Origin of the sequence: Aliivibrio sp. 1S128 (assembly GCF_001691065.1) — a bacterium.
Lineage (GTDB): Bacteria > Pseudomonadota > Gammaproteobacteria > Enterobacterales > Vibrionaceae > Aliivibrio.
Genome location: NZ_MAJV01000119.1, coordinates 19,450 through 39,646, shown reverse-complemented (window position 1 = coordinate 39,646; position 20,197 = coordinate 19,450). Strand labels below are relative to the sequence as shown.

The 20,197-nt window shown below is 39.0% G+C and carries 14 protein-coding genes; 12 read left to right on the top strand and 2 right to left on the bottom strand.

All coding sequences use genetic code 11. The features are described 5' to 3' along the window. Positions 1 to 2: 2 nt before the first annotated feature. Together A6E03_RS16460 and erpA are read right to left on the bottom strand one after the other, a co-directional pair. Positions 3 to 1,115 (bottom strand): efflux RND transporter periplasmic adaptor subunit, encoded by a 1,113-nt coding sequence (locus A6E03_RS16460; protein ID WP_065601307.1) that lies wholly within the window; start codon positions 1,113 to 1,115, stop codon positions 3 to 5. Positions 1,116 to 1,252: 137 nt separating this feature from the next. Beyond that, positions 1,253 to 1,594, bottom strand: coding sequence for an iron-sulfur cluster insertion protein ErpA (gene erpA / locus A6E03_RS16455; RefSeq protein WP_065592164.1), 342 nt, complete (start codon positions 1,592 to 1,594; stop codon positions 1,253 to 1,255). A gap of 234 nt (positions 1,595 to 1,828) precedes the next feature. On the opposite strand from erpA, the gene hemL reads away from it, so the two are divergent. The 12 genes from hemL to A6E03_RS16395 all read left to right on the top strand — a co-directional run bounded on the left by hemL (position 1,829) and on the right by A6E03_RS16395 (position 20,186). Next, positions 1,829 to 3,124: a glutamate-1-semialdehyde 2,1-aminomutase gene (gene hemL / locus A6E03_RS16450; protein ID WP_065601306.1), complete on the top strand. Its 1,296-nt coding sequence runs from the start codon at positions 1,829 to 1,831 to the stop codon at positions 3,122 to 3,124. Between the two features lie 264 nt (positions 3,125 to 3,388). After that, positions 3,389 to 4,474 (top strand): AI-2E family transporter, encoded by a 1,086-nt coding sequence (locus A6E03_RS16445; RefSeq protein WP_065592166.1) that lies wholly within the window; start codon positions 3,389 to 3,391, stop codon positions 4,472 to 4,474. 125 nt (positions 4,475 to 4,599) lie between these two features. Then, positions 4,600 to 5,619 carry a 16S rRNA (guanine(1207)-N(2))-methyltransferase RsmC gene (rsmC, locus tag A6E03_RS16440; RefSeq protein ID WP_065592167.1) on the top strand — a complete coding sequence of 340 codons (1,020 nt, stop codon included), beginning with the start codon at positions 4,600 to 4,602 and terminating at the stop codon, positions 5,617 to 5,619. Between the two features lie 164 nt (positions 5,620 to 5,783). After that, the gene (locus A6E03_RS16435) at positions 5,784 to 9,164 is read left to right on the top strand and encodes a response regulator (RefSeq protein ID WP_065592168.1); all 3,381 of its coding nucleotides are present in this window, start codon (positions 5,784 to 5,786) and stop codon (positions 9,162 to 9,164) included. Between the two features lie 610 nt (positions 9,165 to 9,774). Further along, a complete protein-coding gene (locus tag A6E03_RS16430; RefSeq protein WP_065601305.1) occupies positions 9,775 to 11,448 on the top strand; it encodes an ABC transporter substrate-binding protein in 1,674 nt (557 codons plus the stop codon). Positions 11,449 to 11,596: 148 nt separating this feature from the next. Beyond that, positions 11,597 to 12,583 carry an ABC transporter permease gene (locus tag A6E03_RS16425; protein ID WP_065592170.1) on the top strand — a complete coding sequence of 329 codons (987 nt, stop codon included), beginning with the start codon at positions 11,597 to 11,599 and terminating at the stop codon, positions 12,581 to 12,583. Between the two features lie 2 nt (positions 12,584 to 12,585). Then, entirely contained in the window at positions 12,586 to 13,611 is a 1,026-nt protein-coding gene (locus tag A6E03_RS16420) for an ABC transporter permease (protein ID WP_065592171.1), read from the top strand. Between the two features lies 1 nt (position 13,612). Continuing rightward, complete coding sequence (locus A6E03_RS16415) at positions 13,613 to 14,596, top strand: ABC transporter ATP-binding protein (RefSeq protein ID WP_065592172.1); 984 nt, start codon at positions 13,613 to 13,615, stop codon at positions 14,594 to 14,596. Positions 14,597 to 14,618: 22 nt separating this feature from the next. Next, positions 14,619 to 15,614: an ABC transporter ATP-binding protein gene (locus A6E03_RS16410; RefSeq protein ID WP_065592173.1), complete on the top strand. Its 996-nt coding sequence runs from the start codon at positions 14,619 to 14,621 to the stop codon at positions 15,612 to 15,614. 51 nt (positions 15,615 to 15,665) lie between these two features. After that, positions 15,666 to 17,384, top strand: coding sequence for a glycoside hydrolase family 9 protein (locus A6E03_RS16405; RefSeq protein WP_065601304.1), 1,719 nt, complete (start codon positions 15,666 to 15,668; stop codon positions 17,382 to 17,384). 2 nt (positions 17,385 to 17,386) lie between these two features. Continuing rightward, the gene (locus tag A6E03_RS16400; RefSeq protein ID WP_065601303.1) at positions 17,387 to 18,262 is read left to right on the top strand and encodes an N-acetylglucosamine kinase; all 876 of its coding nucleotides are present in this window, start codon (positions 17,387 to 17,389) and stop codon (positions 18,260 to 18,262) included. Positions 18,263 to 18,284: 22 nt separating this feature from the next. Beyond that, complete coding sequence (locus tag A6E03_RS16395) at positions 18,285 to 20,186, top strand: beta-N-acetylhexosaminidase (protein WP_065601302.1); 1,902 nt, start codon at positions 18,285 to 18,287, stop codon at positions 20,184 to 20,186. The last annotated feature ends 11 nt before the right edge of the window (positions 20,187 to 20,197 follow it).

The window sequence follows — 20,197 nt, the reverse complement described above, 5'->3', positions numbered from 1 at the left end:
CCCTATTTTCGTTGAGCGTGAATAAAATCACCATCACGGACAAATCCTTGTCCAACCGTAATCATATCAACTTCATCACCAAGGCCGGTTAGCCAAATACCATCATCTTCTGCTTTGACTAATTGAATAGGAATAAACTTAACACGTAGATCGCTCTCTGAATTACCTTCACTTTGAATCACTGTTTTTACACCTAAATCCCCACCTTCATTCAATGCGAGCATTGCAGGAGAGACTTTTATCGCCGGTTGGAGCGCAAGATTAATAACAACTTCAGCGCTCATTCCAGCAAAGATTTGAGCGCCTATATTAGGAATTTCTATTTCAACAGCGAATGTATTTGTTGATGAAGAGGAAACCCTTGATATATATCGAACATCCCCTTCTATAGACGTATCATTAATAAAAATAACTTCGGCTTTTTGATCTTTCACTAATTGTTCAATATGCCTTTCACTGACATTGACTTCAATAACGAGAGGATCTAACACAACAACTTTTGCAACAGGATCACCACGACTAACAAAATCACCGACCTCCACAAAAAGATGCTCAACAACACCATCAAATGGTGCCGTAATTGTGGTGTTTTTTAGAATCAGTTCCGCATTTCTAACTCTCGCTTTGGCTTCCGCTAAAGACGCTTGAGCTTTACTAAAAGCGACATCTCCCTGTAAACCTTTACGACGAAGTTGTTTCGCAGCATTAAATTCTTTTAAACGAACCGAGTAAATTGCTTTTACTTGGCTTAGTTGTAAATCCAGATCGGCCATATCAAGGTGAGCAATAGGTTGATCTTTTTTGACTCGCTCCCCTTTTCTTACTAGAAAACTTTCAATTTGAGCAGCAACTTGAGCGCCTAAAATCGTTTTACGATCAGGAGCAGTTCTACCATAAAGAGAAATTGTTTTGTGAGTGGGTATTGATTGAAAACGCTCAACAATAACGTTAGCCAAAGGGACATTAAGTATTGGGTTCGCTTGTTTTATTTCGGAATTTTCAGCGTGAGAAGGCCCACTCATTATCCACAGAAATAAGCTTAGAAATAAAAAAACTGAGATTATCCATGGTCGATGGACAAGATAGGAAAAAAAAGCAGGTGTGTATTTACCCATAGCAACAATCCTTAGTGCTTTAGAGGTAGATAAACAGTAATACATCCTAATTTACTGTGAAACTAATAAACCTTGTACATAAATTAAATAAAAAAAGGGAAGTGAGAAACGCTTCACTTACCCTTTAATATCAGTGATTAAACACTGAATGACGCCCCACAACCACACGTAGTCGTTGCATTAGGGTTATTGATAAAGAAACGAGAACCTTCTAGGCCTTCCATATAATCTACAACACCACCAATTAGGTATTGTAGACTCATTGGGTCAACTACCAATGTAACGCCATCATTTACAAGCGTCATATCGCCTTCGTTTACGTCTTCATCAAAAGTAAATCCGTATTGGAAACCGCTACAACCACCACCTGTAATATAAACACGTAGTTTTAGATTTGGATTTTCTTCTTCTGCTATTAACGTTTTTACTTTTGCTGCTGCAACATCAGAAAACGTTAACGGCACAGATACATCACTCATTTAAACCTCTCAAGATTGGTTTCCAATTCTATTTTAATTCTGATTATCTAATACCTGACTGTTTCATTCAAGTATTCAATACTTCCATCGTACTAAACAACGCCAATCATCTCTCATTCAGCACGATTATTTACTTATTAGATGGGGATTAATACGATCAACTCAAGCATTCTGATTCAATTTAGGTACAATAACTGCCAACTGGTCCAATTGATTACTATGAGGATATAAGTAATGACCAAATCAGCAGAACTATTTGCAAAAGCGCAAGAGAAAATCCCTGGTGGTGTAAACTCACCTGTCCGTGCTTTTGCTGGCGTTGGTGGCTCACCAATTTTCATTGAGCGTGCCGATGGCCCATTAATTTTTGATGCCGATGGCAAAGCTTATATTGACTATGTTGGCTCTTGGGGCCCTATGATCCTTGGTCATAATCACGCAGCTATTCGTGAAGCCGTAATATCTGCTGCACAACGTGGCTTAAGTTTCGGTGCTCCAACAGAGACTGAAATTAACATGGCTGAACTTGTTTCTGAATTAGTACCATCGATGGAACAAATTCGCATGGTGAGTTCTGGCACAGAAGCAACCATGAGCGCAATTCGTCTTGCTCGTGGTTATACTGGTCGTGACAAGATCATGAAATTTGAAGGTTGTTACCACGGCCATGCCGACAGCTTACTAGTAAAAGCGGGATCTGGTGCATTAACACTTGGACAACCTAGTTCCCCTGGTGTTCCTGCTGATTTTGCCAAATACACACTAACAGCAACGTTTAATAACTTAGCGTCTGTTCGTGAACTATTTGCCGCGAATAAAGGTGAGATCGCTTGTATTATCGTTGAGCCTGTTGCTGGCAACATGAATTGCATTCCACCAGTAGAAGGTTTCCATGAAGGTCTTCGTGAAATCTGTGATGCTGAAGGCGCTCTATTAATTTTTGACGAAGTAATGACCGGTTTCCGTGTTGCTGAGAATTGTGCTCAAGGCTATTACAACATTAAACCAGACCTAACTTGCTTAGGTAAAGTTATCGGTGGCGGAATGCCTGTTGGTGCTTTTGGTGGCCGTAAAGATGTAATGCAATACATAGCACCGACTGGCCCTGTATATCAAGCAGGCACATTGTCTGGCAACCCAGTAGCCATGGCAGCAGGCTTCGCTTGTTTGAAAGTTCTTACTGAAGAAGGCAATGAAAAACGCCTTGCCACAACAACAAAACAATTAGCTTTAGGTTTTAAAGAACTTGCAAATAAACATGGTATACCAATGGTTGTGAATTACGTTGGTGGCATGTTTGGTTTCTTCTTTACTGATCAAGAAACAGTAACAACCTACGAAGACGTAACTAAATGCGACATCGAACAATTCAAGCGTTTTTTCAACCTAATGTTAAAACACGGTGTTTACCTTGCTCCTTCAGCATTTGAAGCTGGCTTTACTTCTTTAGCTCATGGGCCAAAAGAGATTTCAGCGACACTAGAAGCCGCTGAACGTTGTTTTGCTACAATGGCTTCAGAAGCGAAATAAATCTAGAACGATGTAAATTAATGAATGGTTGACTCTGTATTGAGACGGCCATTTTTATTGCCAGAAATAAACCACCATTATTATTAATCCAATAATAATCACAGGAACGATTGGTGCTTTTCTTTTTTTATTACTACTGCATGTTTCTTTCTCACAACAGCCCATTACTACTCTCCATTATTCTTGCTAAGCTAACCAAGTACCTATATAACTTAACTAACTGTCATTATTTATAAATAGCTAACCGCATCATAAGGGAATAATGTGTCTCATTTCAATAAACTAAATTCTAGCCATTGGGTTTTAATTGCTGCTTTACTTGCCGCGGGTTATGCGTGTTTTCTATTAATTCAGCCTTATTTAAACCCTATTATACTCGCCTTTATTATGTCTCTTTTATTTGCACCTTTGCATAATAAAATCAGCGAAAAACTGCCAAATAGCCCAAATAGTGCCGCTATTTTGTCTTGTACTGCACTGACCTTTATTATTGCTATTCCCTTGTTCTTTGTCTTTGTCGCTATTGTGCAACAAGGAGCAACTTTCTCTAAAGACGCTTATCATTGGGTTACAGAAGGTGGGATTCAGGCTTTATTTGAACACCCTATTGTCGCTCAAATATTAGCGTTTATTAATAAGCATCTTCCTTTTGATGCTATTGACCCAGCTGAAATCACTCAGAAAGTTGCTCAATTAGCCTCTCAAGTTGGAACTAAAGTTGTTGGCATCAGTGCTCAAATATTAGGTGATGTTACAAATGTACTAATGAATTTCTTCTTAATGCTGTTTGTTCTTTTCTTCTTATTACGAGACCAAGACAAAATCATCTCTGCGTTTAGGCATGTATTACCTCTTTCAAGAAGCCAAGAAGATCGCTTACTGACTGAAATTGAAGAAGTATCAAAATCTGCAATTCTTGGATCTTTCTTGACCGCTATCGCTCAAGGTTTAGCCGGTGGTTTTGCTATGTGGTTGGCTGGTTTCCCTGGCTTATTTTGGGGAACAATGATGGGGTTTGCTTCCTTCATTCCTGTCGTTGGCACCGCTCTTATTTGGGTACCAGCAACGATTTACCTACTTTTAACGAATCAGTGGGAATGGGCTATTTTCTTAACGGCTTGGGGAGTATTGGTTGTAGGATCGATTGATAACATCGTGCGACCATTATTAATGCAAGGTAATTCAGGAATGAATACGTTACTTATTTTCTTCTCTTTATTGGGCGGCATTCATTTATACGGCTTAATTGGTTTAATTTATGGACCTATTATTTTCGCTCTGACTTTAGTTCTTTTTAATATGTATGAGACTGAATTTAAAACATTTTTAGATCAACAAGATAAGAATTAATACCTTAAACCCTATCACATAGAGGCTGTATTTCGTTACTCACGTAAACAGCCTCTTACTTTTCTTTTCCTTACCCTTTCTTTGTGGGACAATCTCGCCAGTTTTTGTATTCTTTCGAGGCCATTATGTCTTACTCTGCTCCAAGTCAAATCACTCAGCGTCAACTTGCTTATTTTGAAGGTAAGCATGTTCTTATTGCCGGAGAGCTCATTGATGATTTTCCTCTTGAGCTAGATAAACACTGTGCTTCTACATCTATCTTCACGACTAACTATGCCTATTACAAACAATTTGCTAAGCACGATGCTATCAAGTGTTATTTTGGTGCAGAGTTAGTCGAAGACACCACTGCTGATATGATTTTACTTTATTGGCCAAAAGCAAAAGCAGAAGCTGAGTACTTACTAACAATGCTATTAGCAAAGTTAGGTAAAAATACTGAAATCGTCGTAGTGGGTGAAAACAGAAGTGGCGTTAAAAGTATTGAAAAGATGTTTTCAGATTTAGGACCGATGACTAAATTTGATTCAGCTCGTCGATGCAGTTTTTATTGGGGACAATGTACAGAAAATGTTCCTACTTTTGATCTGCAAGAATGGTTTAAAGAATATCAGGTTCAATTTGAAAGCCACACGATAGAAGTAAGAAGTTTACCTGGTGTATTTAGCCATGGTGAATTTGATAAAGGTTCTGAATTATTACTGCAAACATTACCTAACTTACGCGGCCATGTTTTAGATTTTGGTTGTGGCGCAGGGGTTTTAGGATCAGTAATGAAAACGTTGAATCCTAAAATTCATTTAGACATGGTTGATATCAGCGCCCTTGCCATTGCCTCCTCTATTGAAACATTAAAAGCAAATGGCTTAGAAGGGAATGTATTTGCAAGTGATGTATATTCGAATACAAAAGAGAACTATCAATTTATTGTAAGTAATCCACCGTTTCATGCCGGATTAAAAACTCATTATTCTTCAACCGAAGAATTACTTGAAAAAGCTCCACACAACCTAACTCATCAAGGCCAACTGATTTTAGTCGCAAATAGTTTTTTACAATATCCACCAATTATTGAAAAAGCATTTGGACATTGCAATACTTTAGCTAAGAATAATAAATTCAAAATCTATTCAGCTCATAAATAATTATTGCCTACCGCCGCACTTTAACGCTCTGCTGCTTGATTTTTAACGTAATTTACGTATAAGAGGCAGCAGAGTTTTTCGTTAAAATCCACTAAATCACGCTCACTGATACGTTAATTGTGTCAATTTTACTGAATGGATAACAGTGTAGGTCAGGCCATAAAATGGAAAAGAAACAACACTTTAAACGTCTTCAAAATACATTAATGCTTGCATTCCTAGTATTAAGTATCACACCACTTTCGATCATCGCTATTTTTTTCCTTCAATCTCATAGCCAAGATCTTGCAACCCAAAGCACCGCTCACCTTGTCTCATTACGGGACAACAAAGAACAACAAGTGAGTAACTACTTTAAAGCTAGAGAATCTGAAGTTTTAGGTTTTGCACGCTCAGAACTAGCCAATGCGAGTGGGGGCCGTTTTTATGGTTTAATTAGTGCGTTCTCTCATTTAGGTACCTCTATCGACAATGCAAGAGAAAACGCTCAATTAAGATATATAGAAGGTTCTGGAGATAAAATTCGTACTAGTATTTTACCTGAATCAGATTCCTATATTGGTAGTGAACGCTATCGTCTCCTACATAAACGCTATCATTGGGCGTACCAAGAACTTCTTAAACGCTCTGATTTTACTGACATATTACTTGTTGATATTAATGGTAATGTCGTCTATTCAACGAAGAAAGAAGATAATTACGGAACCAATTTACTTACAGATAAATATAAAGGAACCGCATTAGAGAAAACTTACAGCCAAGTACGAACCATGGTTGAGGACTCTAAAAATAAAGACAATATACCCGTTATATTTTCAGATTTCTCTTATGTAAATGGTGAAAGCATTTCATGGTTTGCAGCACCTATTGTGCAGCAAGGTTATTTACATAGTTTTGTGTTATTCAAATTACCAAACACAGGGTTAACAAACCTGTTAGGTAATATTAAAGGCAATACATCAACGAAAACCTATTTTGTTGGGGAGGATTCTTATTCCCGTATTGATAGCAGCGACACAAGTAAAAATTTATCTAAAAATATGGCGGCCGCATTATCTGGTAAAAAAGATGTCGGCAGTTTTATAGATAAAAATGGCCAAAAAGTTCTGGCCGCTTTCACTGCAATTAATATTGATAAACACACATGGGGTTTATCAATTGAATTACCTGAAAAAGAAGCCTTCGCTCGAATTCAGCAATTGGAACAAATATTTATTATCGCAATGATTATAGCCATAATCAGTGTTGTAATAGCCTCTCATTTCTTGTCCAACTCCATTACAGCCCCGTTATTAAGGCTAACATGGGCAGCAGAACGAGTGTCGGCTGGCGATCTTGACCAAGATATGTTCAGTACTGATAGAAAAGATGAAATAGGCCGACTTGCTGTAAGCTTCGCTCGAATGCAGCGATCTATAAGAGAAAAGATCCAATTAATTAAAGCTCAAAATGAAGAACTCGAAGCCAATATAACGATTATCCAAAATAAGAATAATGAGTTAGAAGCTGCCGATAAGTTAAAAGATGAATTTTTAGCAACGACCTCTCACGAACTACGAACTCCATTACATGGCATGGTTGGAATCGCAGAGGCGCTTTATACCGGTGCTAATGGACCAATATCTGCATCTCATCGACACCAATTAGAGATCATAATTAACAGCGGTCAACGATTAACACATCTTGTTAATGATTTATTGGATTATCATAAAATGCGTCATGGTAATTTAGATATTAGCCGTCATGTTGCAGATCTTTCATCTGCAACAAGCTTAGTACTAGAACTCTCCCAACATTTACTTGGTAATAAGCCAATTCGTATTATCAATCAAGTAGACAAATCATTGCCTTCTGTTTATGCCGATGAACAACGGCTTGAGCAGGTTCTATATAACTTGATTGGTAATGCTATTAAATACACATCAGAAGGCAAAATTGTTATATCGGCAAGTGCTGTCGACCAATTTTTGCGAGTTCAAGTCGTAGATACAGGACATGGGATCCCTGCTGATGAATTAGAACATATTTTTGAACCATTAATTCAAGCGGGACATGATTCTAATCGTTATCGTCAAGGATCTGGGCTTGGCCTATCCATTAGTCGCCAGCTGATTGAACTCATGGGTGGTTCTTTGTATGTAAGCAGTCAACCGATGGTTGGCGCTACCTTCAGTTTTACTATACCTTTAGCAACTAAAGAACAGATACAAGAACATAAACAATTATCTAAAGAAGACATCATCCATTATCAAACCCCTGAAATTTTAGAATATGATTTAGATGAATTAACGGAGAAGTTTCCAGAAAATCCAGATGGCGCTTTGTTATTAGTTGCTGATGATGAACCGGTAAACCTTCAAGTCTTAAGTAGTTTCTTAAGACTTGAAGGTTATCGAGTTAAAACAGCAAGTGATGGCCCTGAAACATTGAAAGTATTACAAGAAGAAAAACCAGAGTTACTACTTCTTGATGTAATGATGCCTGGAATGAGTGGCTATGAAGTATGCCAATCACTTAGACAGCAATATAATCATTCTCAACTGCCAATAATAATGTTAACTGCATTAAATCAAACTCAGGATCGCATTAGAGGATTTGAATCAGGCGCAAACGACTATTTAAATAAGCCTTTTAATAAACAAGAATTAGCGGCTCGAATTAAAGCTCATCTTCAAGCAAGTCAAGCCGAGGGCGTTCTTAATGAGAATGGACGATTACAGCAAGAAATTCGTCACCGAGAAAAAATTGAAGCTAGCCTGCTAGAAACTCAAGCTCATATTTTAGAACAATTAAATAATGCTCATGAAGCGATTATCTGTGCAAAAAATGATGGATATATCCAATATGTAAATCAATCTGCTGCTAAGTTATTTCAACGAACCGAAGAGCAACTGTCTCGCTATACGATAGATGAACTTATTGCAAAAAGAAGCTTAATTGAAAACAAACATAATTATAGGGGCAACATTGATGTATACATTGATGGAAATATCGAGCAGATAAATGCTGATCTTCTACACCTACCAGCGGAGTCTGGTCTCTCATTAATGCTTATTGTTAGTCATACACATGAAGCGAGCGAACAACGTATACATGATTTAGAGCATGCTGTAGAAGCGCTCTCTGCCTTCGCTTTTGACGGTGATAAACAGAAATTAGATTCCTTATCATCAGTGGGAGGAGACATTGCTTTATTAGCCCATAAAGCCAATGAAAATAAAGAAGATAAAGGTGTCATTATGAGAGAGCTAATCGTGGATGGCATGACATCTGGATTAATATACTGGGAAGAAGGTACAGGGCAAACAAAATATACCCTTGCTGAGGAAAGTGGGTTATGGCGAGTTTATTTAGATAGAAGTACCTTACAAACTCGTACTCTCGATAAATACCTACGAGTTGAAACTCTACCTAAAACCCCAAGATGGCGAACGGTCATTAGTACTTTAGAGTACATACTTGACCATTGCGAAAAATATAACCCTCAACGAGATAAACTAATTCGAATAAAAGACAAACTACAAATACTCATTTCATCAAATTAGACACCTCATACTCGACTAAAAAAACCACTTTTATTGTGGTTTTTTTTATCTGCAAAATTTCACGAAGAAAAATAAGATCAATGTAATGATTAAAACACTCGCTAATTTGATGCGGAAAATTAATAGATGACACCATCATATTACTTTTATCATCATAATGAGAAGCGACTCACAACAAATCTAAAGCGATAATTTTAGCAAAAAAATTAACGACATAGATCACTAGTGATGATTATCACCTTATATAAAAAATGAAGATAAACCTTTTAAAAAAAGGAGATAAACAGTAAGTAAGCACTAACATTACGTTATACAGCATTGCGTAAATAAGACCAACGTCACACTCGACGTATCGAATAAAAAATAAGCACAACAATCGAAAGTGACGTTTTTAACGTTAAAAAATACAGTTTTGCCGTTTTTGACGGTAATCGAAATTGACGTTTTAAGCAGAAAGCGTTTTCCTATACATGCCCAAGGCCTACAGACCACTCAACACCCATTTAGGATGTTCTGGAAAAATTGGATTTGAGGTAGGCCTTTAATGTGTATTTAGCACATTGTTAAATACGTATAATCGTGAAACTAAAGCAAAGAGTAAGGAACAGCTATGCTTGCCAATATTAAAAAAACTACACTAGCTGCTGCTGTATTAGCAGCAACAACTGGTTTTGCTGCTACAGACGCAGCAGCTCGCAGTGAGCTAACAATAGTTGCAGAGTTCTACCCTACAATGATTCAAAACTTTAACCCATACTTAGCAACTAACCTTCGTACAACAACTGATTTTGTTTACGAATCATTAGTTATCTTTAATGAGATGCATGGTAATAAACCTGTTATGCGTCTTGCAGAAGACTTCCGTATGTCTGATGACCTAATGAGTGTTACTTTTGACATTCGTAAAGGCGTAAAATGGTCTGATGGTGAAAAATTCACAGCTGACGATGTTATCTACTCTTATCAACTACTGAAGGACAAGCCAGAACTTGACCAACGTGGTATCAATAAGTGGGTGACTAAAGTTGAACGTTTGAATGAATACCAAGTTAAATTCAATTTATCTGAAGCTAACTCAAACGTACCTTATGAAATTTCACTTGTACCAGTCGTTGCTGAACACATTTGGTCAAAAGTTGAAAACCCAACAACGTTTACGAATGAAAACCCAGTTGGTACAGGTCCATTCACTGAAATTGATACGTTTACACCACAACTTTATATTCAGTGTCGTAACCCTAACTACTGGGATAATGACAACCTAGATGTTGACTGTTTACGTGTTCCTCAAATTGCGAACAATGACCAATTACTAGGTAAAATCGTAAACTCTGAATTGGATTGGACTTCATCTTTCATTCCTGATATCGATCGTACTTACGCATCTGCAAGTCCTAACCACCAATACTGGTACCCGCCATCAGGTACACAAGCATTAATGGTTAACTTCAAAAACCCAGATGCAGCTAAAAATGAAGCGCTAACAAACGTTGAGTTCCGTCGCGCAATGGGTATGGCTCTTGATCGCCAAACTATCATTGATATCGCATTCTACGGTGGCGGTACTGTGAATGATTTCGCATCAGGTCTTGGTTATGCATTTGAAGCATGGTCTGACGAAGCGACTCATAATAAGTACAAGAAATTCAATACTTATAATGTTGAAGGCGCTAAGAAACAACTTGCTAAAGCAGGCTTTAAAGATGTGAACGGCGATGGCTATGTTGATACTCCATCAGGTAAATCATTTGAACTTCTAATTCAATCTCCAAACGGTTGGACTGACTTTAACAACACAGTACAACTTGCTGTTGAACAATTAGATGAAGTAGGCATTAAAACAAAAGCTCGTACTCCTGAATTCGCAGTTTATAACCAAGCGATGCTAGAAGGAACATATGACTTAGCCTTCACTAACTACTTCCACGGTGCCGATCCACACCTATACTGGAACAGTGCATACAACTCTGCACTACAAGAAGGTGATGGTATGCCTCGTTTCGCAATGCATTACTTCAAAGATGCGAAACTAGATGCATTACTTGATAGCTTCTACAAAACAGCAGACAAAGAAGAGCAAGTTGAAATCGCTCATGGCATTCAGAAGATCATCGCTGAAAACCAAGTAACACTTCCAATTTTGTCTGGTGCTTACATGTACCAATACAACACACAACGCTTCACTGGTTGGTGGAACGAGAAGAATCCTCAGGGCCGTCCAAACATCTGGGCTGGTATTCCAGAGCGTCTTCTACACGTTCTTGACTTAAAACCTGTTAAGTAATATGTAACAACTTTTGCGGTGCATATCTTGTGCACCGCCTATTCTCCCCCTTCCCTACTAGCTAAAGGATTGGCGCTTGTCGTCAGGGGATTTTACGTCCTGATTTCCAGGTCAGGCAAATAATATCTGGATGAGAAAGGTGTGAGTTATGGGATTTTTTCTAAGACGTTTATCGTTCTATTTTATTGCGTTGGTCGTTGCTGCAACGATTAACTTTATCATTCCGCGAGCAATGCCTGGTGACCCTGTTGTCATGATGTTTGCGAATGCCACAACTCAGGTAACTCCTGAGCGTATCGAAGCCATGAAACAACTGCTTGGTTTTGTTGATGGTCCTCTTTATCAGCAATACTTTATCTACATCAAAAACATTCTAACTTGGGACTTAGGTACATCTATCAAATTCTACCCTCTAAGTGTAAATACACTATTAGGTGGCGCATTTGGTTGGTCTCTTTTCTTAGCGGGTACTGCGGTTATTATCTCATTCTCTTTAGGATCAATCTTAGGTATTTTTGCAGCATGGAAACGCGGCAGTGCTTACGACACATTTATCTCTCCAGGGATGCTCGTTATTCAAGCGGTACCACAAGTGGTTATCGCGATGCTTGCCATGTTTACTTTTGCCGTAGGATTAAAATGGTTCCCTACAGGGTATGCGTATACTCCAGGGGTTATACCTGACTGGACTAGCTGGGTATTCATAAAAGATGTCGCTTACCATGCAATTCTTCCATTAATCTGTGCTTCAGTTGTTCAAATTGGTGGTTTCCTAATCAATATGCGTAACAACATGATTAACCTTTTAGGTGAAGATTACATCACCATGGCAAAAGGAAAGGGATTAAGCGAAAACCGAGTTGTATTTAACTATGCAGCACGTAACGCAATGCTTCCTAGTGTTACCGCTCTATCTATGTCTCTTGGTATGGCCATTGGTGGTCAACTTATCGTTGAAATTATCTTTAACTACCCAGGTCTAGGCTCTGTATTGTTTAATGCAATTACGTCTCGTGACTACCAAGTTCTTCAAGGTCAGCTACTTATCATGACGCTGTTCATGTTGTTCTTTAACCTTCTTGCTGACATGTTATACGTTGTTCTAGACCCTCGCCTACGCAAGGGAGGAAAATAATAATGAAAGGCTTAATTAAACTTCTTTCTGGTAACCCTAAATCACTTTTTGGTTTAGGTATCCTATTCATGTTTATCTTCGTTGCAGTATTTGCTCCATTTTTGAGTGACCACGCACCAGATAAGCGAACAGGTAATCCACATGAATATCCAGGCTTTGTTGTAAATGCTGCTGAAAATAATCCTGATGGATGGGTTTCAGAAAATTTAGCAACTGATCGTCGTTCTTTATTAATGTCTAAAAAAGCAGACCACGTAATGGGAACAACACGCATGGGACGTGATGTTTGGTCTCAACTTGCTCATGGTGCTCGAGTATCACTAGCGGTTGGTTTTAGTGCGGGTTTAGTGGTGTGTTTCTTAGCAACAGTTATAGGTATCTCTGCAGGCTATTTCGGTGGCAAAGTTGATGACATATTAACGGCCGCGATGAACATCATGCTCGTTATTCCTCAGTACCCATTATTGTTCGTACTTGCCGCCTTTATTGGTGAAGCAGGACCTATGACCATTGCCCTCATAATAGGGTGTACATCCTGGGCTTGGGGCGCACGTGTAATTCGCTCTCAAACCTTAGCGCTACGTGAAAAAGAATTTGTAAGAGCGGCTGAAGTATTAGGTGAATCATCATGGCGCATCATCTTTGTTGAGATTCTGCCAAACCTTATCTCAATCGTAGGTGCAAGCTTCATTGGTTCGGTAATGTACGCAATCATGATGGAAGCAACGATTTCATTCTTAGGTCTAGGTGACCCAAGTACGATTAGCTGGGGCATCATGCTGTACAACGTACAGACGTCTTCATCTATCTTAATTGGCGCATGGTGGGAACTAATAGCTCCTTGTATGGCATTGACTATTCTAGCTGTCGGTCTTGCAATGCTTAACTTCGCAGTAGATGAAATTGCTAACCCACAACTTCGTTCTCACAAAGGAATGAAACGCTGGAAAAAATTAGCAACTGAAGATACGCATGAACGTAAACCAGATTTAGCTAAACCAGTATTAAATTGGAACAGGGAAGATTGATATGACTGACCCACAAATTTCTATCCGCAATCTATGTGTGGATTACATTACTGAATCAGGTGATGTGCGTGCTGTAAACAATGTGAGTTTTGACATCGGTAAAGGTGAAGTCTTTGGTTTGGCGGGTGAATCAGGATGTGGTAAATCAACCATTGCATTCTCTTTAATGCGCCTGCATAAGCCGCCAGCATTCATCACTGGTGGTGAAGTTATATTTGATGGACAAGATATTTTAAAATACAGCGACCCTCAAATGCAGGCTTTCCGCTGGAGTCAAATGTCCATGGTATTCCAAAGTGCCATGAATGCATTAAACCCTGTACTTCCTATGGAAGAGCAGTTCTGTGATGTGATCATGCGCCACACCACCATGACTCGCGAGCAAGCGATTGTTCGTGCTCAAGGTTTATTAGAAATCGTTGATATTCACCCGAGTCGTTTAAGTGATTACCCTCACCAGTTCTCTGGTGGTATGCGTCAACGCTTGGTTATTGCTATTGCATTGGCGCTAAATCCTAAAATGATCATCATGGATGAACCAACAACCGCACTGGATGTTGTTGTTCAACGTGAAATTTTACAGAAGATTTATGCACTTAAAGAAGAGTTTGGTTTCTCAATTCTCTTCATTACGCACGATTTATCATTAATGGTTGAGTTCTCAGATCGCATAGGGATCATGTACTCAGGTGAATTGATTGAAGTGGCTTCGTCAAAAGAGATCCTTACCTCACCTTACCATCCATATACGAAAGGATTGGGGAGTTCATTCCCACCGTTAACGGGACCAAAAACCAAATTAACAGGTATCCCAGGGAACCCTCTTAATTTATTAGAAATCCCACAAGGTTGTCGCTTCCAGTCTCGTTGTGATCGTGTACACGAAGCATGTCGTACGATTCCTACACAGCTTCGTCAGATTGAGCCTGGTCACTTGTCAAATTGCCACCTTTACGGTGAGACAATTGCACAAGCAAAAGCATAAAACGGATTTTCTGGAGTAAATTATGAGCAAAGCATTTGGCGAACTACTGATTGAAGGTAAAAATCTAGTTAAAGATTTCCCTGTGAGTAGCAACGCCCTTAAAAACCCAATGATGCGAGCAATCAATGACGTATCATTCAAAATGTACAAAAGTCGTGGCCTTGCTGTTGTTGGTGAATCAGGTTCTGGTAAATCCACCACAGCAAAAATGATCGCAAAAATGTACGCACCAACAGACGGCGTTATCCAATATAAAGGCCGTGATATTCAAGATATCGTTAAGAAAAATGATCTCATGAAATATCGTGAAGGCGTACAAATGGTATGGCAAGACCCGTTCGGCTCTTTAAACCCAACCCATAATATTTTTCATCATATTGCTCGACCACTTCTTATTCATAAGAAAGTGACCCCTGGTAATAAAAAAGAACTTGAAGATCGTGTTCATGATCTTCTAGAACAAGTTGGCTTAATCCCACCGAAAGAAACGGCGGCTAAGTTCCCGCATCAACTTTCAGGCGGCCAACGTCAACGTGTAAACCTTGCTCGAAATATTGCAGTAGGTGCTGAAGTTGTTCTTGCTGATGAGCCTACATCAATGCTGGATGTTTCTATCCGTGCTGGTGTTCTTAATCTGATGGAAGAGATGAAGTTTGAGAAAGAAATGTCTCTACTTTACATCACTCACGATATCGCAACTGCTCGTTACATCGCAGAAGATCTCGCGGTAATGTACGTTGGACACATGGTTGAATGGGGCGATACAGATGAGATCATTCACGATCCTCAGCACCCATATACACAGCTGTTAGTTTCTGCAGTACCCGATCCAAGCAAATCGATCCACACTGAGTTGAAAGGCAATAAAGGGGAAATTCCTCTTTGGACACCAGAATCAGCAGGTTGCCCATTTGCAGGTCGTTGTACTCACGTAACAGAAAAATGTAAAGAACGTATGCCTGGCGTAACGAAACTGTCAGACAACCATTTTGTTCGTTGTTATTTGTACGAAAATTAATTTCATACAAGTGAACCTCAAACAGCAGTAATTGGTATTTTGGAGAAATAGATGCAACTGTTAACAAACCACATTGGCTATGAATTTAATGGCCCTAAATCAGCTGTCTTATTAACTGGCACACCTCTTAATAAAGAGCTATTAGGGACAATTGTTTGTACTCAAACACAACAGGTAAAACATCAGTTTTCTATTTCTTCATCGCTCCAAGTTGCACATTGGCACCAAGGATACTTTTCAGAAATCCATTTTTCTGATTTTACTGAGCACGGTGAATTTACTTTAGTGATTGATGAGATAACTTCCCATCCCTTCACTATTGGTACTGATTTATTAATGAAAAATACCTTTTCTGATGTTTTGCATTATTTTAAATCTCAACGCTGCAGTGGAATTTTTGACAAACAAGATCGGAAAACCCCTGTATTAAACAGTGATGAAACCGTCGATGTTCATGGTGGCTGGTACGACGCATCTGGTGATGTTAGTAAATACTTTAGCCACCTTTCTTACGCTAATTATTTAAACCCTCAGCAAATTCCAATGGTAGTTTGGAATATGCTAAAAGGGCTTGAATTAACTCAAAACCTATCGGATTTTGCAGCATTCTCCCGCACTCGCCTTAAGGAAGAGGCATTGTTTGGTGCTGACTTTTTAGTTCGAATGCAAAATCCGACAGGTTTCTTTTACATGACCGTATTTGATAAGTGGAGTAAAGACGTTAATCAACGTGAGCTCTGTGCTTACGCGACTCAAGATGGTCTTAAATCAGATGATTACCAAGCCGGTTTCCGTCAAGGTGGAGGTATAGCCATTGCAGCTCTTGCTTCTGCTTCTCGCTTAGATATTGATGGTGAATTTACTCGTGAAAACTATGTAGAAGCTGCGATAAAAGGCTATTGGCATCTGAAAGAGAATAACCTTAATTATTTAAATAATGGTGAAGAAAATATTATTGATGAATATTGCGCTCTTCTTGCTGTTATCGAGCTATTTAAAGCGACTCAAGATAACGTATTTTTACTGGAAGCTCGCTCATGGGCTGAAAGATTATCAGCTCGCCAACAAAGTGATGAACAACAAAACAATTTCTGGTCTGCAACTCAAAATGGCGAACGTCCTTATTTCCATGCAGCAGAAGCTGGTCTTCCCGCTATTGCGCTTTCGCAATATTTAGAGATTGAATCAGATAATAGCCGTCGTGCACATACACTGACCATTATTACTCAAGCGGTTGAATTTGAATTAACTATCTCTTCAGAAACATTCAATCCATTTGGTTACCCAAGACAATACGTTAAGCCCGTTAATAGCGAAAAACGCAGTGCCTTTTTTGTCGCTCATGACAATGAGTCTGGTTATTGGTGGCAAGGAGAGAATGCTCGTCTAGGTTCTTTAGCTAGCATGAGTTACTTAGTCTTACCTCATATGACCTCTAATGATATTAAGCAGAAGTTAGAGATCTTTGCTCAGAATAATTTGAATTGGGTATTAGGGTTAAATCCTTATGATATGTGCATGTTAGATGGTCATGGTCATAACAATCCTGATTACCTTCCTCATCTTGGATTTTTTAATGCTAAAGGTGGTGTTTGTAATGGCATTACCGGTGGGTTTGATAATGAAGAAGATATCGCTTTCAACCCTGCGCCACACGATGAGGATATGCTACAAAACTGGCGATGGGGTGAACAATGGATCCCTCACGGTGCATGGTATTTATTAGCAATTATGACTCAATCATCTTACCAAGCTAAGCAAGGGGAATAATCATGACCTATTTATATGTTGGCATTGATGGTGGTGGTACTTCTTGCCGCGCTCGAATTCGTAATGCACAAGGTGAATTATTAGGTGAGGCGAAAAGTGGCAGTGCAAATATCTTATTAGGCGTAGAAGTCGCAATGGATTCAATCATTACTGCGATTACCCAAGCGGCAGCACAAACTAAATTATCAGAAAATGATTTTGCCACAATGCACGTTGGTCTTGCCCTTGCTGGTGCAGAGCAAAAATCAGCTTGGCATAAGTTCATGCAATTGAAACATCCTTTTGCCTCAATGACATTAAATACAGATGCTTACGGCGCATGTTTAGGTGCTCATAAAGGAAAAAATGGAGCAATCATGATTGCAGGAACAGGCTCTTGTGGTATCTATATTCAAGATGCTCAACAGCATGTTGTTGGCGGTCGAGAATTCCCAATATCTGACCAAGGTGGTGGTGCCATTATGGGCCTTCATTTAATTCAAAATACGCTTTTGGCTTCTGATGGTATAAAACCTACCACCGATCTAACTGACCATGTATTAGCACATTTTAATCATGACATCGATAGCATTGTTGATTGGTCTAAAACGGCTCGTCCATGCGATTACGGACAATTTTCTCCAGTTATCTTCGCTCTTGCACTAAAAGGGGATGATCTCGCAATTGAACTGTTACAACAAACAGCCAGTGATATAGAAATGTTCTTAACGGCTTTACATAAAAAAGGCGCAACAGAAATTGCGTTAATGGGAAGTATTGGCGAGCGCATTGTTGAGTGGTTATCCCCTTCTATTCGCCAGTATTTAGTACAACCACAATGTGATGCGATTGAAGGTGGCATCATGATGGCAGGAAAAGCAGAACATAACCTGTTCTAGTATTTTTATAAGGAATTAAATAATGGATTATCGTGTAGATCTTGTTGTTTTATCTGAAAAAGACAACCTAAGCCGCTTTGGTTTAACACTACACAATTTAAGTGATGTCGACCTTCATGATTGGCAATTTCATTTTACGATTGACCGTTTTATTACACCGAACAGTAATACTCAAGGTCAACTTGAACAAGTCGGCAGTTTTTGCAAATTAATTCCAGATTCTACAAAGACACTGAAAGCAAATAACCATTTTTATGTTGAATTTACGATTGGAACCGCTCCTTTCCGATTTATTTCTGATGGGTTAGACGACGCGAGTATCTTAGTTACAAATAATGGAAAAAATGAATTTTTAGATGTTTCAATTTCGCCTATCGTATTAGGATCACCTTATTCAGAAAGAACTCAAATACAAAGAGTCGCACCAGCTGAATTATCTCTAATTCCAAAACCTAATTCGGTGCAACGTCTTGATGGATTCTTCAATTTAAAAGATGCATCATTAGAAATTCAAACGCACCTAGCTGAAGGTGCTGCGACATGGTTAACCAATGAACTAGAAGCCATTACATCTAAAAAATACGCCATTAATACTGATGGTCAGATTCAATTCATTGCTAACCCAACGTTAGATAAAGGTGCGTATCAACTCATCGTGTCTGAAGAGAATATAAAGATTAAAGCAGGTTCAAATGAAGGGTTTATTCACGCTTGTGCGACATTATTACAATTAGTGAATGCTGATATCCAACAAATACCATGTACAAAAATCAAAGATCAACCTCGCTTTCACTATCGCGGAATGATGCTAGATTGCGCCAGACATTTTCACCCTCTTGAACGAGTGAAAAGATTAATAAATCAATTAGCTCAATACAAATTCAATGTCTTCCATTGGCACCTTACTGATGATGAAGGTTGGCGTGTTGAGATAAAAGCATTTCCAGAATTAACGGATATAGGTGCATGGCGTGGGCCTGAGGAAATAATCGAACCTCAATATACTCACGTAGCAAAAAAACACGGTGGGTTTTACTCTCAAGAAGAGATCAAAGAAGTGATCGCTTACGCTGAATTACGTGGCATTACCGTGATCCCGGAAATCGACATTCCTGGGCACTGCCGCGCCGCAATCAAAGCATTACCTCATTTATTAGTTGATACTGACGATCTCTCCAATTACCACAGTATCCAACATTACACAGATAACGTGCTTTCTCCTGCATTAGAAGGAACTTACACCTTTATTGATACCGTATTAGAAGAAATTGCGGAGCTATTTCCTGCACCCTTTATTCATATTGGCGCAGATGAGGTACCTAAAGGTGTTTGGACCAATAGTCAAAAGTGTCAAACACTAATGGAAGAGCAAGGCTATAGCGATCCTGTTGAACTTCAAGGTCACCTACTTCGTCATGCTGAAACAAAATTAAAGCAGCTCGGTAAAAGAATGTTGGGGTGGGAAGAGGCGCAACACGGAAATAAAGTCAGTAAAGACACGGTTATTTATTCTTGGTTAAGCGAAGAAGCGGCACTTAATTGCGCTAAACAAGGCTTTGATGTGGTACTTCAACCTGGACAAACGACTTACCTAGATATGGCTCAAGATTATGCTCCTGAAGAGCCAGGGGTAGATTGGGCTAATGTACTTCCTCTTGAAGATGCATATAACTATGAACCACTAGCAGAACTTGCTGATAACGACCCTATTCGTAAACGAATTCTTGGTATTCAATGCGCGCTTTGGTGTGAAATCATCAATAACCAAGAGCGTATGGATTACATGATTTTCCCACGCCTTTTAGCGATGTCTGAAGGGATGTGGACACAAAAACAACACAGAAACTGGACAGACTTTTTATCAAGGTTAAATGGACGATTACCAACCCTAACACGTCAGGGTATTAATTTCCGTCAACCATAAGTCACCCAATT

Excerpts from the sequence above, each read along its gene's own strand:
- rsmC (WP_065592167.1), top strand. The coding sequence starts at position 4,600 with ATGTCTTACTCTGCTCCAAGTCAAATCACTCAGCGTCAACTTGCTTAT.
- A6E03_RS16410 (WP_065592173.1), top strand. The coding sequence starts at position 14,619 with ATGAGCAAAGCATTTGGCGAACTACTGATTGAAGGTAAAAATCTAGTT.
- A6E03_RS16395 (WP_065601302.1), top strand. The coding sequence starts at position 18,285 with ATGGATTATCGTGTAGATCTTGTTGTTTTATCTGAAAAAGACAACCTA.
- A6E03_RS16425 (WP_065592170.1), top strand. The coding sequence starts at position 11,597 with ATGGGATTTTTTCTAAGACGTTTATCGTTCTATTTTATTGCGTTGGTC.
- hemL (WP_065601306.1), top strand. The coding sequence starts at position 1,829 with ATGACCAAATCAGCAGAACTATTTGCAAAAGCGCAAGAGAAAATCCCT.
- A6E03_RS16415 (WP_065592172.1), top strand. The coding sequence starts at position 13,613 with ATGACTGACCCACAAATTTCTATCCGCAATCTATGTGTGGATTACATT.
- erpA (WP_065592164.1), bottom strand. The coding sequence starts at position 1,594 with ATGAGTGATGTATCTGTGCCGTTAACGTTTTCTGATGTTGCAGCAGCA.
- A6E03_RS16460 (WP_065601307.1), bottom strand. The coding sequence starts at position 1,115 with ATGGGTAAATACACACCTGCTTTTTTTTCCTATCTTGTCCATCGACCA.
- A6E03_RS16405 (WP_065601304.1), top strand. The coding sequence starts at position 15,666 with ATGCAACTGTTAACAAACCACATTGGCTATGAATTTAATGGCCCTAAA.
- A6E03_RS16430 (WP_065601305.1), top strand. The coding sequence starts at position 9,775 with ATGCTTGCCAATATTAAAAAAACTACACTAGCTGCTGCTGTATTAGCA.
- A6E03_RS16400 (WP_065601303.1), top strand. The coding sequence starts at position 17,387 with ATGACCTATTTATATGTTGGCATTGATGGTGGTGGTACTTCTTGCCGC.
- A6E03_RS16435 (WP_065592168.1), top strand. The coding sequence starts at position 5,784 with ATGGAAAAGAAACAACACTTTAAACGTCTTCAAAATACATTAATGCTT.
- A6E03_RS16420 (WP_065592171.1), top strand. The coding sequence starts at position 12,586 with ATGAAAGGCTTAATTAAACTTCTTTCTGGTAACCCTAAATCACTTTTT.